At 36.3% G+C, this 15974-nt stretch carries 14 protein-coding genes, 7 tRNA genes and 1 pseudogene; 13 read left to right on the forward strand and 9 right to left on the reverse strand.

What is annotated here, in order from left to right:
• Window positions 1-78: 78 nt before the first annotated feature.
• Entirely contained in the window at window positions 79-1491 is a 1413-nt protein-coding gene (rlmD, locus tag QM491_RS09655) for a 23S rRNA (uracil(1939)-C(5))-methyltransferase RlmD (RefSeq protein ID WP_283327298.1), read from the reverse strand.
• Window positions 1492-1619: 128 nt separating this feature from the next.
• Between rlmD and QM491_RS09660 the strand changes: the two genes are divergently transcribed.
• Window positions 1620-2435 (forward strand): SDR family oxidoreductase, encoded by an 816-nt coding sequence (locus QM491_RS09660; RefSeq protein WP_283327299.1) that lies wholly within the window; start codon window positions 1620-1622, stop codon window positions 2433-2435.
• 63 nt (window positions 2436-2498) lie between these two features.
• Here the strand turns inward: QM491_RS09660 and QM491_RS09665 are convergent, their stop codons facing one another.
• Window positions 2499-3236, reverse strand: coding sequence for a hypothetical protein (locus tag QM491_RS09665; RefSeq protein ID WP_283327300.1), 738 nt, complete (start codon window positions 3234-3236; stop codon window positions 2499-2501).
• A gap of 88 nt (window positions 3237-3324) precedes the next feature.
• On the opposite strand from QM491_RS09665, the gene QM491_RS09670 reads away from it, so the two are divergent.
• The 5 genes from QM491_RS09670 (at window position 3325) to QM491_RS09690 (ending at window position 4025) form a co-directional block, all read left to right on the forward strand.
• Window positions 3325-3397 (forward strand) — tRNA-Lys (locus QM491_RS09670).
• An 82-nt stretch (window positions 3398-3479) separates the two neighbouring features.
• Window positions 3480-3552: transfer RNA gene (locus tag QM491_RS09675), tRNA-Lys, on the forward strand.
• A gap of 83 nt (window positions 3553-3635) precedes the next feature.
• Window positions 3636-3708 (forward strand) — tRNA-Lys (locus QM491_RS09680).
• An 82-nt stretch (window positions 3709-3790) separates the two neighbouring features.
• Window positions 3791-3863 (forward strand) — tRNA-Lys (locus QM491_RS09685).
• 86 nt (window positions 3864-3949) lie between these two features.
• Window positions 3950-4025, forward strand: a tRNA-Lys gene (locus tag QM491_RS09690).
• Window positions 4026-4106: 81 nt separating this feature from the next.
• Here QM491_RS09690 and QM491_RS09695 read toward each other — a convergent pair.
• The 3 genes and pseudogenes from QM491_RS09695 to QM491_RS09705 form a co-directional block, all read right to left on the reverse strand.
• Window positions 4107-4544: pseudogene (locus QM491_RS09695) on the reverse strand (SMI1/KNR4 family protein); the annotation flags it as partial.
• A 54-nt stretch (window positions 4545-4598) separates the two neighbouring features.
• Window positions 4599-5618, reverse strand: a complete 1020-nt coding sequence (gene holA / locus QM491_RS09700) for a DNA polymerase III subunit delta (protein ID WP_283327301.1) — start codon at window positions 5616-5618, stop codon at window positions 4599-4601.
• A 100-nt stretch (window positions 5619-5718) separates the two neighbouring features.
• On the reverse strand, window positions 5719-6321 hold the full coding sequence (locus QM491_RS09705; protein ID WP_283327302.1) for an acyl carrier protein phosphodiesterase: 603 nt from the start codon (window positions 6319-6321) through the stop codon (window positions 5719-5721).
• Between the two features lie 171 nt (window positions 6322-6492).
• On the opposite strand from QM491_RS09705, the gene QM491_RS09710 reads away from it, so the two are divergent.
• Window positions 6493-7005 carry an FKBP-type peptidyl-prolyl cis-trans isomerase gene (locus QM491_RS09710; protein WP_283327303.1) on the forward strand — a complete coding sequence of 171 codons (513 nt, stop codon included), beginning with the start codon at window positions 6493-6495 and terminating at the stop codon, window positions 7003-7005.
• 50 nt (window positions 7006-7055) lie between these two features.
• Here QM491_RS09710 and QM491_RS09715 read toward each other — a convergent pair whose 3' ends face one another.
• The 3 genes from QM491_RS09715 to QM491_RS09725 form a co-directional block, all read right to left on the reverse strand.
• The gene (locus QM491_RS09715) at window positions 7056-7535 is read right to left on the reverse strand and encodes a deoxycytidylate deaminase (RefSeq protein WP_283327304.1); all 480 of its coding nucleotides are present in this window, start codon (window positions 7533-7535) and stop codon (window positions 7056-7058) included.
• Window positions 7536-7659: 124 nt separating this feature from the next.
• A tRNA-Met gene (locus tag QM491_RS09720) sits at window positions 7660-7733 on the reverse strand.
• Window positions 7734-7757: 24 nt separating this feature from the next.
• Window positions 7758-7831 (reverse strand) — tRNA-Met (locus QM491_RS09725).
• Window positions 7832-8128: 297 nt separating this feature from the next.
• On the opposite strand from QM491_RS09725, the gene QM491_RS09730 reads away from it, so the two are divergent.
• Window positions 8129-8521: an START-like domain-containing protein gene (locus QM491_RS09730; RefSeq protein ID WP_095165263.1), complete on the forward strand. Its 393-nt coding sequence runs from the start codon at window positions 8129-8131 to the stop codon at window positions 8519-8521.
• Between the two features lie 61 nt (window positions 8522-8582).
• On the opposite strand, the gene QM491_RS09735 is transcribed toward QM491_RS09730, so the two are convergent.
• Entirely contained in the window at window positions 8583-8987 is a 405-nt protein-coding gene (locus tag QM491_RS09735) for a ribosomal maturation YjgA family protein (protein WP_283327305.1), read from the reverse strand.
• Between the two features lie 96 nt (window positions 8988-9083).
• Here QM491_RS09735 and QM491_RS09740 point away from each other — a divergent pair, with 96 nt between their 5' ends.
• From QM491_RS09740 to QM491_RS09760, 5 genes are all read left to right on the forward strand, one after another.
• Window positions 9084-9932 (forward strand): pirin family protein, encoded by an 849-nt coding sequence (locus QM491_RS09740; protein ID WP_283327306.1) that lies wholly within the window; start codon window positions 9084-9086, stop codon window positions 9930-9932.
• Window positions 9933-10282: 350 nt separating this feature from the next.
• Complete coding sequence (locus QM491_RS09745; RefSeq protein ID WP_283327307.1) at window positions 10283-11779, forward strand: LptF/LptG family permease; 1497 nt, start codon at window positions 10283-10285, stop codon at window positions 11777-11779.
• 55 nt (window positions 11780-11834) lie between these two features.
• Complete coding sequence (rpsO, locus tag QM491_RS09750; RefSeq protein ID WP_095165896.1) at window positions 11835-12110, forward strand: 30S ribosomal protein S15; 276 nt, start codon at window positions 11835-11837, stop codon at window positions 12108-12110.
• A 247-nt stretch (window positions 12111-12357) separates the two neighbouring features.
• Entirely contained in the window at window positions 12358-14487 is a 2130-nt protein-coding gene (gene pnp, locus QM491_RS09755) for a polyribonucleotide nucleotidyltransferase (protein WP_283327308.1), read from the forward strand.
• A 233-nt stretch (window positions 14488-14720) separates the two neighbouring features.
• On the forward strand, window positions 14721-15584 hold the full coding sequence (locus tag QM491_RS09760) for a sigma-70 family RNA polymerase sigma factor (RefSeq protein WP_026995355.1): 864 nt from the start codon (window positions 14721-14723) through the stop codon (window positions 15582-15584).
• The last annotated feature ends 390 nt before the right edge of the window (window positions 15585-15974 follow it).

Here is a 15974-nt window from a genome sequence, read left to right on the forward strand (position 1 = left end):
AATAAGCCTAATCTTGAATATGTTCTTAATCTAAAAATAATCACAAATCACTCAATCACAACTCACTAAATTAAACCTCTATCTCTTCACCAATTTCACAACGTTCTCTACGTGGTGAGTTTGTGGGAACATATCTACTGGCTGTACAGCTTCAACACGGTATTTTAAGTCTAGTAAAGCCAAATCACGAGCTTGAGTAGCTGGATTACAACTTACATACACAATCGTGTGTGGTTCGGCATTTAAGAGTGTCTGAACCACTGGTTCATCCATACCTGCACGTGGAGGGTCAGTAATTACAACGTCTGGACGTCCCTTAGCATCAATAAATGAATCGTCCAAAAGCTTACGCATATCACCTGCATAAAACTCCGTGTTGTTGATGCCATTAATTTGTGAGTTTACCTTCGCATCTTCAACAGCCATTTCCACATATTCTAATCCAATTACTTTCTTGGCCTGTCTAGCGACAAAGTTGGCAATTGTCCCAGTTCCCGTATAAAGGTCATAGACAAACTCAGAACCAGTCAATCCAGCATAATCACGCGTAATTTTGTATAATTCATACGCTTGTTTAGAATTGGTTTGGTAAAAAGATTTTGGTCCAACTCTGTATTTTAAGCCTTCCATTTCTTCTACAATGTATGGCAATCCTTTGTAGTTAACTACCTCTAAGTCAAAGAAAGTGTCATTTCCTTTAGTATTGATAATGTAGTTTAACGACGTGATTTGAGGGAAGTTCGCATCCAAAAATTCCATCACCAAGCTAATTTGCTCTTCAGTAGCGTAGGCAAACTGAACAATTACCATCAAGTCGCCTGTTGTAGCAGTACGAATTATCAAATTACGTAAGGCGCCTTTTTCTTGCTTGATTTGCTCATAATAATCAATTTGATGTTTTTGAGCTAATTCATGCAAAGCATTACGAATTTGATTCGAAGGGTCTGGTTGCAAATAGCAGTGGTCTACATGTAAAATTTTGTCGTAGCGCTTTGGTACGTGAAATCCCAAGGCATTACGACAAAACTCTTCACCTGACTGAATTTGCTCAATGGTTAACCAACGGTTTTGAGAGAAAGTATATTCTAATTTATTCCTATAATAGAATGTTTCTCCAGAACCTAAGATAGGATTGATGTTAGGAAGATCTACTTTGGCGATTCTTTCCAAGGCATCAGTCACTTGCTTAGTTTTAAATGACAATTGGGTTGCGTAGTCAATATGTTGCCATTTACAGCCACCACAAGTGCCAAAATGATCGCAGATCGTTTGAGTTCTGTATGGGGAACTTGGCTTTATATTTTGAGCTGTCGCTTCATAGTAGCTTTTTTTCGATTTCGTAATGCGTAAATCAGCATAATCGCCAGGAGCCACAGGTCCGTCGATAAAAATAACTTTATCCTCGACACGACTGATACATTTTGCCTCAGCAGCAAAATCTTCTACCAAGACATTTTCAAAAATGATATTTTCTTTGTGCTTTTTTCTCATAAGGTTGCAAAATTACAAAAAAGACCCACATAAATCGAAATCTTTGGAGTACATCTAAACTAAAAAATGTATTTTGCTAATTAATCCCTAATTTTGAAAATCTTAAACACAAGTATAGATATAGTATTATGAAAGATAAAGTAGTCATTATTACTGGGGCATCGTCGGGTATTGGTAGAGCAATGGCTTTTGCTTTTGGCAATGAAGGTGCAAAAGTTGTAATCACTGGACGTAAGCAAGCTCCTTTGGATGAAACTAGCAAAGAGCTTAGTGCAGCAGGGATAGATAACCTAGCTATTGTTTCTGATGTAAGCCTCGAGGAGGATAACATAAAGGTAGTAGACCAAACAGTTGCCAAATATGGTAGAATTGATATTCTTATCAATAATGCTGGCATTTCGATGCGTTCTATGTTTGAGGATTGTGAGGTAGAGGTTATCAAAAAGGTCATGGATATTAATTTCTATGGAACTGTGTATGCTACTAAATATGCTTTACCTTATATCAAAAAGGCGAAAGGTTCTATTGTAGGAATTTCGTCGATTGCTGGATATCGTGGATTGCCAGTTAGGATTGGTTATTCGGCCTCAAAATTTGCCATGAATGGCTTTTTGGAGGCACTTCGAACAGAATTGCTTCATGAAGGTGTACATGTGTTGACTGCTTGCCCTGGTTTTACGGCTTCTAACATTAGATTTGCATCTTTGGGTAGCGACGGACAAACCAAAGGTGAAAGTATGCGTGATGAGGGAAATATGATGTCAGCCGAGGAGGTTGCAGCCCTTATTCTTAAAGCTGTGAAGAATCGTAAGAGAGAACTCATTTTGACCGCTCAGGGTAAGCTTACGGTATTTCTGAATAAGTTTTTACCTTCTTTGACAGATAAGCTTGTTTTTAATACTCTCGCTAAGGAAAAAGATTCTCCTCTAAAAAGGAACTCATAAACAGGAGTCCTTCTGAATTGATTGAATGAGTGATTATCTTAAAATCACTCATTCAATCATTACTTATTCCACCTGCCAAAGATCAGTTTGCTTGACATACAAAAGCTGGTCTTCCCAAAAAACTCTTTTCCAAATATCACTTCCTCCAATAATATTAAGGCGATGCCCTTTGTTAATGACATATTCGACGGGTGCTCCTGCCGATGGGCTTTTCCTTAAAATTACATGATTGGCATTAATAATACCTTGATGGTATTTGTCTGGCAGATTCAATAAGGTCCAAACGCCAATTAAATAAATTCCTAAAATGACTTTTTGAGATGTAGGAATATATTCATGTCTGTATTTTTTGCCAATCAATACGATAAAAACATATAATCCTATCACCAACATTAACGCCACCAAAAATCCAGAATAGGTTTTGTAGACCAATATTAAGAAATTAAAATCATTTAATTCGTACCCTTTTAATTCGTGTTCTTGTGCAATTGTGTAGAGTTTTGAAAGAATTTTATCATTCGGACTTATCTCAAAAGACTTATTTAGGTAATAAAGTGTTCTCAAATAGTCTCTTTTTTGCTCATTGATTTTGGCAAGCTTTAAGAAAATGATATGCGACGGATGTTCCAATTTTGTCAATTCTCGTTCAAAAATCCTCTCGGCTGCACCATAATTTTGAATTTTGTATAAAGAATCTGCTTTTTTTAGTGATGCTGTATTGTCCAGACACCTAGAAAGTTGCGGAATCGTAACGAAGAAAAATAAAAAAAATATAACTTTTTTTAGATGGATGGCTTGCATTATGTTTCTAGAAATAGTAGTTTTGCACCGCAATTAAGGAAAACGAAACAGAACAACAAAAATACTGAAAACGCTTCTTATATGCAACGATTCCGTAGCTCAGTTGGTAGAGCAATACACTTTTAATGTATGGGTCCTGGGTTCGAGTCCCAGCGGGATCACCGAGATATCTAGCACGATAGATGTTTTAGAATAAATTTTTTGACTTAGTTTTTACGATGTAAATTGTAGAAAATGAGTACCGATTCCGTAGCTCAGTTGGTAGAGCAATACACTTTTAATGTATGGGTCCTGGGTTCGAGTCCCAGCGGGATCACTGAGATGTCTAGCACGATAGATATTTTACAGTAATTTTTTTTGACTTAGTTTTTACGATGCAAATTGTAAGAAATGAGTACTGATTCCGTAGCTCAGTTGGTAGAGCAATACACTTTTAATGTATGGGTCCTGGGTTCGAGTCCCAGCGGGATCACCGAGATGTCTAGCACGATAGATATTTTAGAGTAAATTTTTTGACTTAGTTTTTACGATGTAAATTGTAAAAAATGGGTACTGATTCCGTAGCTCAGTTGGTAGAGCAATACACTTTTAATGTATGGGTCCTGGGTTCGAGTCCCAGCGGGATCACGAAGATTGTCAGTGACAAATCTTCCCTTCGCCTCCAGAGTGGGGCATTTTTATATATAGTGAAGCGGCTACGTGCCAAATCACACGATTCCGTAGCTCAGTTGGTAGAGCAATACACTTTTAATGTATGGGTCCTGGGTTCGAGTCCCAGCGGGATCACCAAAAGGTTCAGAGATTTCTCTGAACCTTTTTTGTTTTGCCATAATTCATAGAACTGGATCAGTTTAGGATAAATAAAAATCTTTATTCATTAGAATCCTTTAATCCATCTAAAAATTCACCAAAACTTTTTGCTACTAAGTATAAATTATCATAATTCTGATCATCCTCTATACTGTAGTCTACTTCATTTTCATGATCCCAAAAATACACATATCCTTCATCACTGGAACTACAAGATATACAAATTAAATTCCCTCCAGGATCATGCGCTATTGGTAATATATGGCTAGGTAAACGCTTTTCATCTATTTTAAAGTTTCTAATATAAACTTCTAAATTATCAGCTTTTCCGTCATAAATAGCAAGAAACCAATCAATAGAAGACCTTGTCCAAGTTCCATTTTCATTGAAACTAAAAACGTTGGGAGTACAATACCCTCCATTGTATTTTAGCAAATGGTCCTCATAATCATAATTAAGTTTAAGACCAACCAATTCTTCGACTTTTTCGATTTGAAGAAAGGATGTTGGAGATTCTGTTAAAGTTTTTGTTCTGTTTTCTCAACAAATGCTTTAATGCAAAATACGAAACGTTATCTCCTTTAATTTATCGCCATCAGAGCTTGAGCTAGATTCTATTCCTTTGGCTTGTAGCTCTATTTGTTTGATGTCGTGAATGATTTGTATGACTTTGGGTAAATTGTAATTCCTGATGGTTTGCACGTAATCTTTGGCAAAGAATGGATTAATTCCTAGGAAGCTTGCCAAGCCCTTATCTGACTTATCGGTATGCGTGTGGGCAAGAAGTACCTTACTAAAGAAATTGTACATCAAAAGTATCATTGGAGGCAATGGATTGTCTTTCGGATTGGAAGCGAAAAACTGTACAATTTGATTCGCTTTCAGCACATCCCTTTGTATGAGGGCTTTTTGAAATTCAAAATAGTTATACTCTTTACTAATTCCTACAAAGCGTTCTACTACGGAGGCATTGATTTCTTCGTCAATTTTGAGATTAATAACAATCTTATCTATTTCTGAAGCCAAACGCTTTAAATCATTCCCTACATTCTCTACAAGCATCTGTACGGCCTTTGGACTGATCTTTACGCCAGATTCATGACAATACTCAATTACCCAATCAGGTATTTTGTTGTCATACATCTTTTTGGAGGTCATGACCAATCCCGATTGATCTATTGCTTTGACCCATGCTTTTCGTTCGTCAACTGAATCCTTGCTTGCCAAAACCAAGATAGTCGATGCTAAGGGGTTTTTGGCATAGCTTTCAAGTACCGATTGCATATCTTTTTGCTCGATTCCTTGAATGCTCTGCGCTTCTTTTACGATAACCACTTGCTTGTCGGACATCATCGGAAATCGCTTGGCATACGACATAATACTGGGTACAGTATGGTCTTTGCCGTAGATAATATACTGATTGAAGCCCTTATCGGCAGCCGATAAGGCGTTTTCTTCGATGAAGTCTACTACTTTGTCAATAAAATACGGCTCGTCACCGTGGAGTAAATAAATAGGGTGAAAATGTTTTTTCTTTACTTCTTTAAATACTTCTGCAAATAATTTGGGCATGACATTTGGTTGGCTTTGATACTTACTTTTACAAAGATACAATATCAAATGCTCGATTTCTAACAGTTAACTTAGCGTTCAAGATTAATTTCAAGGTATCTTAATAAACTGGATTCTCTATGAATTTTTGACAATGAGCTTGTATTTCTGGAAAAAATTGAAAAAAATCATCTTCAAATTCCTGATACTGTGTAGTTAATATTTCGGTAGCATTCTCAATGTCTGATTCATATTTCAGACGTGAAGAAATACCTTTTAAAGACCATTTTAGTCCTTCTAAATTGGCATAATTAGTCAGCCAATCTCTTGAGGTCATCGAGATAATCATTCTATCGAGTGCCGCAGGAAGGTCATCTTCTCGCTTTTGGAGTATTTGATAAAAATTAGCACTAAAAACGTCTAATTCAATGGTTGAAAAATGATGAAAGTTTTTCGCAAAAATATGATCATAGAACATATCAATCACGATACCTGAAAATTTATGGTATCGATGTCTTATTCTACTCATACTTTGTTTTACGATAGGATGCTGGTCGGTAAAAGTATCAATTCGACGATGCAGGGCTATACCCAAAATGATATCCTTGTTATAAGATGTATCATGTAGTTTATTTAGGTGACCTTTCACATAGTCTCCCAAAAAATTACCAAGAATAATGTCTTCATTATCCCCAGATAAATATATATGTGATAAGTAATTCAACTTTTTACAGAATTTTGATGTTGATACCTTATAAAGTTAAGGAAAAAAGATTACGTTTGTAAAATAAACGAAGACTCTTCCAGATTCTTTCAAACAGGTTATAACTCTTGCCGATGACAGGAATAACTTGTTTTAGTATATATTCGCATCGGTACCAAACACTTAGATATAATGCAAATTTCAAACGCTAAAGTTGTGTCATTGACTTACCAATTAACAGTGACAGACAAAAATGGTGACCGTGAGTTAGTAGAAACAGTAGAGCAGGAGCACCCAATGGTATTTATCCACGGCATGAGTGGTTTGCCAGAAGCTTTCGAAGATAAAATAGCTGGCCTTGTAGCTGGAGATACTTTTGAATTCTCGATTCCTGCTGAAGAAGGATACGGTGAATACGATGCTTCGGCTGTAGTAGATTTACCAAAAGATATTTTTAAAGTTGATGGTGAACATGTTGAAGAGATGTTAGAAGTAGGTAATTTTCTTCCAATGACTGATGATCGTGGAAACCGTCTTCAAGGTCAAATCATCGAAGTAGGTGAGGATTTTGTAAGAATGGACTTCAATCACCCTTTGGCTGATAAAGAAATGTTTTTCAGTGGCGCTATCTTGAGCGTAAGAGAAGCCACAGAATCAGAACTAGATCATGGTCACGTACATGGTGAAGGTGGTGTTCATCATTAATTATCATGAAACAAAAAAGTCGCATAGTGTGAGCTATGCGACTTTTTTGTTTATTTAAACAAATGTGATAATCGATTTTTATCATATTGAATCACTTCTACGCCAAACTTCCTCAAAAAATCTACTCCTTCATCAGCTACTAATCCTTTATATTGTGCATACGAGTCAAGGAAAACTACTTTGCTAATTTTCATAGAGAAAATAATTCTTGCACAAGCAATACAAGGAGACAATGTTACATATAACGTTGCTCCATCTACTTGTGAACCATTTTTGGCAGCAAATAAAATTGCATTTTGTTCGGCATGAAGTGCCAAAGAGCAGCTTCCTTTTGAATCACGTGCGCAGCCATGTTCGGGAAATTCTTCATCACAGTTGTGTGTGCCTGATGGTGGACCGTTATATCCGATAGAGATAATGCGAGTATCTCTTGCCAAAACAGCACCTACTTGGGCTTTAATACAATGTGAACGTTTGGCGATATTTACAGCCAACTCCATATAAATATCATCAAATTCGGGTTTTGCCATGATGTGCTATAAGATTTGGGAAACAGATAGGAGATAAATCATTCGTAAATACAACACTATTTTGAAGCGAATTTACAAGTTTTTATAAAAAAAAAGCCTTTCTGCGAGAGAAAGGCTTTTTTAGTAGCGGGGAGCAGAATCGAACTGCCGACCTTTGGGTTATGAATCCAACGCTCTAACCATCTGAGCTACCCCGCCAAGGGGCAAATTGTAATAATTTTGTAGCGGGGAGCAGAATCGAACTGCCGACCTTTGGGTTATGAATCCAACGCTCTAACCATCTGAGCTACCCCGCCTTGTTTTTCGTGATGCAAAATTAGACAATTATTCTATCGAAGGCAAGTGATTTAGAGCATTTTTCTGAAAATAATTCGTAACGTATATGGTTACTTATTGGTATTCAGTATCTTATGAAAGGCAAAAAAAGTGAAAATATTTTTTTTAGGATAAATTATAGTTTGATATTTTAATCAATTGATTATCAGTATTTTGTGCATTATTTTACGGCTTGTAGGTGTAAAGATGTGATAAATACTTGCATATTATCTAGATAATTATACCTTTGCCAAAAAGGTAAATTTAAATTCTTGCGTATGAGTAAGCACAAGTTTGTTATTGAGTTCGAATTAAGAGCATCTCCTAAAGTTTTGTTCCCGTACGTAAGTTCAGCTTCGGGTTTGCAACAGTGGTTTGCGGAGAAAGTAACTTTGAAGGATAGCTCTACTTTCGACTTTGTTTGGGATGGTGAAAGTCACATTGCCAAATTGTCTCAATTACGATTAAATAAATCCGCAAAGTTTGATTTTGTCCCTTCTAACCCCGACGACCGTGATCATAATTATCTCGAGTTCAAAATGGATGTTAGTGATTTGACAGGCTCAACCTATTTAAAAATCATTGACTATTCTGCAAATTCGGATGAAGAGGAGTTGACTGAACTATGGGAAGATTTAATTTTTAAATTGAAAGAAATTGTAGGTAACTAATGTTAAACTTAAATGCTAGTTGATGAGATATGATTTAATCCTGCCAACTAGCATTTTAATTTTAACGCGATTGATTTGTTTTTAGAAAGACCATAATGCTCAAATAGCCTAGCGTGTAGGCTATGATATCTAGCCACGAAAAGGCACTTCCAATCAACATTGGCATAATTTTGTATTTTGCCAGTCCTGACGTTTCTAGAAAATGTATTTTTTGTAAAAATTCTAAAAAATAGGCAACTCCTAATGCTCCTGTTGCCAGTTTGGTATCATATTGCTTTGTGCGATAAAAGAAGCTTTTCAAAAATGTGTAGGCAAATATCACCGCAATAAAGTCCCCAAAAAAAGGCCGAAAGAATGCATCATGGGCATAAAGTGCCAAATAGGCTTCATAAATGAATAATATTATACTAATGAATGGATACAGCATACATCGATACGTTGCTGTTTGAGAGAACGAAGTTTTCATAATGAGTTATTCAAGGTGTTTTACCTATTTACAATGAAACTGAATGGCATTTTTTCTAGTTAAGAAAATATAACATGCGTTTCGCACTTCAAAGATATGAGAAATATTAAACAAATTCATCAGCCTCATTATGCACCCATTCGTGATTTGGTAACTTATGGGGTGATTCCAACACGAACTTTAGATTATCTTGATCCATTTCTTTTCTTGAATCATCACGGGTATCAAGTCTATCCAAAAAATAACCAAGGTTTACCATTTGGTCCTCATCCACACAGAGGAATGGAAACGGTGACTTTTATTTTGGATGGTGATATCAAACACCAAGATAGCACTGGACATTCTAGTGTGATGAAAGCGGGAGGGGTTCAATGGATGACTGCTGGAAAGGGACTAATTCATGCAGAGACGTCTTCAGAGGAGTTTATGAAAGAAGGAGGGGCTCTTGAAATACTTCAATTATGGATAAATCTGCCTGCTTCCCATAAAATGATGGAGCCTCAGTACAAAGGATTGGACAAAGAAGATATTCCTACTATTTCGAAAGAAGGTGTTGTTGTCCAAGTATTGTCTGGTAGCGTTGAAGGAACTCAAGGACCATTTGAATCAGTGACTGGAGTAACCTTTACTACGGTAAGCTGTGCTGCGGGCTACTCATGGAGTATGGATATACCTGCCGAGGATACCATATTTTTCTATATTGTAAGAGGTAATATTAGATTGAACGACCGTTCAATTGAGAAAAGAAATTTAGTAGAGTTTGATTATCAGGAAGGTAAGTTGTCATTTGATGCCATTGAAGATTCTTACGTCCTTTTAGGGCATTGCAAGCCATTGGATGAACCAGTTGTTTCACAAGGTCCCTTTGTAATGAATACAGAAGAAGAGATTTATCAAGCCTATTCTGATTATCAAAGAGGATTATTTGGTAGATGGAACTTTTAATAAAATAATCTTTCTGTATTACGTATAATTAAAAGGGTATCTAAAGCATTTTTCTAGATACCCTTTTTGTATGTATGCCCAAAACAGAAAAATATGAGAAATATCCTATTTAATGAACAAACCTCTTCATTGTCACTTCATTAGCGATGATGTGTTTCTTAAAGTTTCTTAAAACTTATTTTAAGATTAAAATTCTTCGAAAAGGATTTCGTTAATTTGACTGAAAAGAAATAAAGTAAGTAAACAAGGTCTGTTACCTATTCATCTTGCGATAATTTTGTATGACTACTTAATTGGTTAAAATATTGCTTAAGAAATGGTAACTTTGCGTTGCAAATTATTGTGGATGTATGAAAAAACTAGATAAGCTTATCCTCAAGGCTTTTTGGGGACCATTTTTACTAACCCTTACTGTTGTAATATTTATATTTTTAATGCGCCTAATTGTGGTCTATTTTGCCGATTTATTCGGGAAAGACCTAGGTGTGGAGTTATATTTTGAATTATTTTTCTACTTTAGTCTTATTACCATTCCGATAGCATTGCCTCTGGCCATGTTGATTTCTATGTTAATGACTTTTGGAAAGCTTGGAGAGTTTTTTGAACTAACAGCTATCAAGAGTGCTGGTATTTCGATTAGTAGAGCCTTGCGACCGATGTTCGCTGTCGCGGTGTTGGTGGCTGGTTTTTCGTTCTGGTTTAATAATGTGCTTTGGCCATGGGCTAATCTTAAAGGATATCGTTTGTTATACGACATTAAGACGACCAAGACTACGCTCAATATCAAAGAAGGAATTTTTTATAATGAATTACCAGGTTATAGTATTAAAGTGAATAAGAAGTTTCCTAATGGTAAATCTTTGAAGGGCGTCATTATTTATGATCACTCAAAAAATGATGGAAATAAGCATGTCACCATCGCTGATTCGGCTTTGATGTACACGATTATGGATAAGCAGTATCTCGTGTTTGAGTTATATAATGGTCATGATTATGTGGATGATGCTGACAGGTCGTCTGGTGCAGATGCAACAGATTTTGTATCGCATTCATTCTCTAAAAGTAAAGTAGTGATGAGTATGTCAGCCTTTGATATGCACAAAACCGAAGAAGACCAATTTAAGCACCATCAAATTATGAGAAATGTGCTTCAATTAGGAAAGGATGCGGATTCTTTGTCGAGACTGACCACTGATTACCGTAAAAACTTTTTTGAAGCTGCTAAGTCCTATTATATATACAGTTTGAAAACTTTACCAGCTACTATTACTCCTGAGCAAAAAGCGATTATGAAAAATCAAGGAGATTGGGTAGGGAAAATAATTAAGAAAAAAATTAAGCCTAATCCTTATGAACATTTAGATTTTGCTGTTTCACAAGCTAAGAATATGATTTCATTTGCTGAAAGTAATGTATTTACACTGACAGCTAAAAATGAAGATTTACGCAAAACCAATTGGTTTTGGCATCAGAAATTCACGGATTCAGTAGCTATCTTTGTTATGTTCTTGATAGGTGCGCCACTAGGAGCGATTATCAAAAAAGGAGGATTTGGTATGCCCGTTGTTGTAGCGATATTTTTCTTTATTCTTTCTTATGTGATGACTCAGCAAGGTAAGAAACTTTCAGAAGAAGGAAAGGTGATGGTACAAGTAGGAGCTTGGACTTCAAATTTGATTTTGTTCTCTATCGGAATGTATTTCTTTAATAAAGCTCGACACGACTCACGTTTGTTTGAATCTGACGTTTATGTAATGGCAATGGCAAGATTGAAGGATAAAATTGGTTCACAAGCCACATTAAGAAAAATATTTTCTAAAATCGGGATGAAATTTGCAAATAACTAAGAAAATTCCTATTTTTGCACGTTTACAAAAATTCATTAATTTAAACTGGTTGAAGATGTATTTAACTTCAGAAAAAAAGCAAGAGATCTTTGAATCTAAAGGTCACTCGAAGTCTAAAATCGATACTGGTTCTGCTGAGTCACAAATTGCATTGTTTACTTTCAGAATCAATCATTTGACAGAACACTTAAAAATCAATAAAAAAGATCACTCTACTCGTTTAGGTCTTTTGAAATTGGTAGGAAAGCGTAGAAGCTTACTTGACTATCTTATCAAAAAAGATATCACACGTTACAGAGCTATCATTGCTCAGCTTGGCATTAGAAAGTAATTTACTTTCAGCAAACAGGGAATTCTATCTGATAGGATTCCCTGATTGCATAGACGGAGATCGTCTTCCCCTCTTCCATTTGGGTCTTCGTTAATAGTTGATAGTTATGTTAATCGTGAAGCAGCCATTCATCATCAAACTACACTATTGGCAATTGACGATTCACTATTAATGACTGCAAATCCAACAAAATCCTTTTACATTTCGTTGATATCAAGTAGCGTAAAAGGTAATAAGCAAACAATTTATGGCGTTTAACGTAATTACGAAAAAAATCACAATGCCTGATGGTAAGGAAATTACCATCGAAACAGGCAAACTCGCGAAACAAGCCGATGGGGCTGTTGTAGTGAGAAGCGGAAATATGATGCTTTTAGCAACGGTTGTTGCTAACCAAACACCAAAAGACGGTGTTGACTTCTTGCCTCTTTCTGTAGATTACCAAGAAAAATTTGCTTCAGCAGGTAAAATTCCTGGAGGTTTCTTGAGAAGAGAATCTAAGTTATCAGATTATGAAGTATTGGTAAGTAGATTGGTAGATAGAGCTTTGCGCCCTACTTTCCCTTCTGATTTTCATGCAGATACACAAGTAATGATTAACTTGATTTCTGCTGATGCTGAAGTTTTACCAGATGCTTATGTAGGTCTTGCTGCAGCTGCTGCTTTGGCAGTTTCAGATATTCCTTTCAACGGTCCTATCTCTGAAGTTCGTGTTGCTAAAATTAACGGTGAATATATCGTTAACCCAGAAACATCGATTCTGAAAGATGCAGAATTAGAACTTATTGTAGCAGCAAATGCCAACGATATTTTGATGGTTGAGGGTGAAGCTAACGAAGTTTCTGAACAAGAAATGTTAGAAGCACTTCGTTTAGCTCATACAGCTATTCAATACCAATGCGCTGCTTTAAAAGAACTTGAAGCTGAAGTTGGAAAAACTCAAAAACGTGAGTACAAACATGAAAATCACGATGAAGAGTTAAGAACATACTTGTGGGATACTTATTTCGATCGCTATTATGAGGTTGCTAAATTAGCAAATCCAAGTAAAAAAGCTCGTCGTGAGTCTTTCAAAGCTATTGAAGATGAGTATTTTGCTTCATTGCCAGAAGATTCTACGGTTAATAAAAGCTTGGCGAAATGGTATTTCCATGACATCGAAAAAGAAGCTGCTCGTCAATTGGTATTAATCGAACGTTATCGTTTGGACGGTCGTAAACTTGACGAAATTCGTACTATTACTTGTGAGGTTGATTATTTGCCAACACCACATGGTTCAGCTGTTTTTACAAGAGGAGAAACACAATCGTTAACTACGGTTACTCTTGGAACAAAATTAGATGAGCAAATTGTAGACCAAGCAATGGTGTCTGGCTACAATCGTTTCTTGTTACACTATAACTTCCCAGGATACTCTACAGGTGAGGTAAAACCAAACCGTGCTCCTGGTCGTCGTGAGGTTGGTCATGGAAACTTGGCAATGCGTGCCTTGAAAAAAGTGTTGCCTCCTGATGCTAAAAATCCATATACAGTACGTATCGTTTCTGATATTTTAGAATCAAATGGTTCATCATCAATGGCTACTGTTTGTGCAGGAACGCTTGCGTTAATGGATGCAGGTGTACCTATCAAAGCACCTGTATCAGGTATTGCAATGGGACTTATCTCTGATCCTAAAACTGGAAAGTATGCAGTACTTTCAGATATCTTAGGTGACGAAGATCACCTTGGCGATATGGACTTTAAAGTGACTGGTACATCGGCAGGTATTACTGCTTGTCAGATGGATATTAAAGTTGACGGTTTGTCATACGAAGTATTGACAGAAGCTTTGGAACAAGCAAAACAAGGTCGTTTGCATATTTTAGGTAAAATGCAAGAGACTATTGCTGAGCCACGTAGCGACTACAAACCACAAACTCCAAGAGCTACTGTAATCAGAATCTTGAAAGAGCAAATTGGTTCAGTAATCGGACCAGGTGGTAAAGTTGTACAGGACATTCAAAAACAATCTGGTGCAACAGTTACTATTGAAGAGAAAGAGGATGGCGGTTACGTATCTATCTTCTCGGCTAATAAAGCTGCGATGGAAATTGCTGTTAAAATGGTAAAAGGAATTGTAACAATTCCTGAAGAAGGCGAAATCTATGATGGTGTTGTTAAGTCAATTATGCCATTTGGAGCATTCGTTGAATTCTTACCTGGCAAAGACGGTCTTTTACATATCTCTGAAATCAAATGGGAACGTCTTGAAGCAATGGACGGAGTACTAGAAATCGGAGAACAAGTAAAAGTGAAGTTGATTGAGGTGGATAAGAAAACTGGTAAATACCGTTTGTCAAGAAAAGTTTTGTTGCCAAAGCCTGAGAAGAAATAGAACAAACTTAAGGTTATTTACGTTATTTTAATAACGAATTAAACTATATTGTTAAATTTGTTTCCTACCAAACAGTTATATTCTTCACTTATATAACTGTTTGGTATATAGTTTTCAGGAAGTGCTATTTGAGCAAAAAAGTATTGTAACTAATTATTACAGTATTTTCTCCTCAAAAAACTCTTTATTCCTAATTGTTAACCTACTAAGAACTTTAAGAGGTAGTAACTAATATGAGACAGCTAAAAATTAGTAAGCAGATTACCAACCGAGAATCACAATCACTCGATAAGTATTTGCAAGAAATTGGCAAGGTAGATTTGCTAACGCCAGAGGAGGAGGTTATTTTAGCTCAGAAGATTCGTGAAGGAGATCAACTTTCGTTAGAAAGATTGACCAAAGCGAACCTTCGTTTTGTGGTGTCTGTTGCTAAGCAATATCAAAACCAAGGCTTAAGCTTAGGTGACCTTATCAATGAAGGTAACCTTGGTTTGATTAAAGCAGCTCAAAGATTTGATGAGACTCGTGGATTTAAGTTTATTTCGTATGCGGTATGGTGGATTCGTCAGTCAATTCTTCAAGCTTTGGCAGAGCAGTCACGTATCGTGCGTTTGCCACTCAACCGTGTGGGCTCTTTGAACAAAATTTCAAAGACTTTCTCTGAGTTGGAGCAAAAGTTTGAACGTGAGCCAACACCAGAAGAACTAGCTGAAGTACTCGAAATCACAACTGGAGAAGTGGTAGACACTTTGAAAATCTCTGGTCGCCATGTGTCTATGGACGCACCATTCGTTCAAGGAGAAGAAAACTCTTTGTTGGATGTTTTGGAAAATGACGGTGAAGACAAACCAGATAGCGGCTTGATTAACGACTCACTTCGTCGTGAAGTACAACGTGCATTATCAACATTGACTCAGCGTGAGGCTGACGTAGTAACGCTTTACTTCGGATTAAATGGTGAGCACGCGATGACTTTAGAAGAAATCGGTGAGAAGTTTAACTTGACTCGCGAACGTGTACGTCAAATCAAAGAGAAAGCAATTCGTAGATTAAGACATACATCGAGAAGCAAAGCGCTCAAAACTTATTTGGGCTAATATGCTTACAATGCCTTTTCAGAGCCTCATTTATGAGGCTCTTTTTGTTTGTAGTGAATGGTAAAGAAAAAGTACTGTAAGTGAATCGTCATTATTAAAAGATGTTAGGTAAGGGGGAAAATAATATGAAAATAGCAGTAGTACAGATACGACCAATTAAGGGTGATATACCTTCAAATATAGAAAAACACTAACAACTAATCCGTCATGCTATTTCGCATAAAGCTGACGCCATATTTTTTCCTGAACTTTCTATCACAAGTTATGAGCCTGAGTAAGATAATGTATTATTTTATACATAACTATATTGTAGCAGTAATGGAAGTCAATTATCTTCTCGAAAAATCGGAATTAAAATTTGTCAACATAAACAGCTCGTTGATAGTTGTA

This window comes from Flectobacillus longus, from assembly GCF_030056705.1.
Classification (GTDB): domain Bacteria; phylum Bacteroidota; class Bacteroidia; order Cytophagales; family Spirosomataceae; genus Flectobacillus; species Flectobacillus longus.

Coding starts and splice junctions, on each gene's coding strand:
- rlmD (WP_283327298.1), bottom strand. CDS start 1,491: ATGAGAAAAAAGCACAAAGAAAATATCATTTTTGAAAATGTCTTGGTA.
- QM491_RS09660 (WP_283327299.1), top strand. CDS start 1,620: ATGAAAGATAAAGTAGTCATTATTACTGGGGCATCGTCGGGTATTGGT.
- QM491_RS09665 (WP_283327300.1), bottom strand. CDS start 3,236: ATGCAAGCCATCCATCTAAAAAAAGTTATATTTTTTTTATTTTTCTTC.
- holA (WP_283327301.1), bottom strand. CDS start 5,618: ATGCCCAAATTATTTGCAGAAGTATTTAAAGAAGTAAAGAAAAAACAT.
- QM491_RS09710 (WP_283327303.1), top strand. CDS start 6,493: ATGCAAATTTCAAACGCTAAAGTTGTGTCATTGACTTACCAATTAACA.
- QM491_RS09715 (WP_283327304.1), bottom strand. CDS start 7,535: ATGGCAAAACCCGAATTTGATGATATTTATATGGAGTTGGCTGTAAAT.
- QM491_RS09730 (WP_095165263.1), top strand. CDS start 8,129: ATGAGTAAGCACAAGTTTGTTATTGAGTTCGAATTAAGAGCATCTCCT.
- QM491_RS09735 (WP_283327305.1), bottom strand. CDS start 8,987: ATGAAAACTTCGTTCTCTCAAACAGCAACGTATCGATGTATGCTGTAT.
- QM491_RS09740 (WP_283327306.1), top strand. CDS start 9,084: ATGAGAAATATTAAACAAATTCATCAGCCTCATTATGCACCCATTCGT.
- QM491_RS09745 (WP_283327307.1), top strand. CDS start 10,283: ATGAAAAAACTAGATAAGCTTATCCTCAAGGCTTTTTGGGGACCATTT.
- rpsO (WP_095165896.1), top strand. CDS start 11,835: ATGTATTTAACTTCAGAAAAAAAGCAAGAGATCTTTGAATCTAAAGGT.
- pnp (WP_283327308.1), top strand. CDS start 12,358: ATGGCGTTTAACGTAATTACGAAAAAAATCACAATGCCTGATGGTAAG.
- QM491_RS09760 (WP_026995355.1), top strand. CDS start 14,721: ATGAGACAGCTAAAAATTAGTAAGCAGATTACCAACCGAGAATCACAA.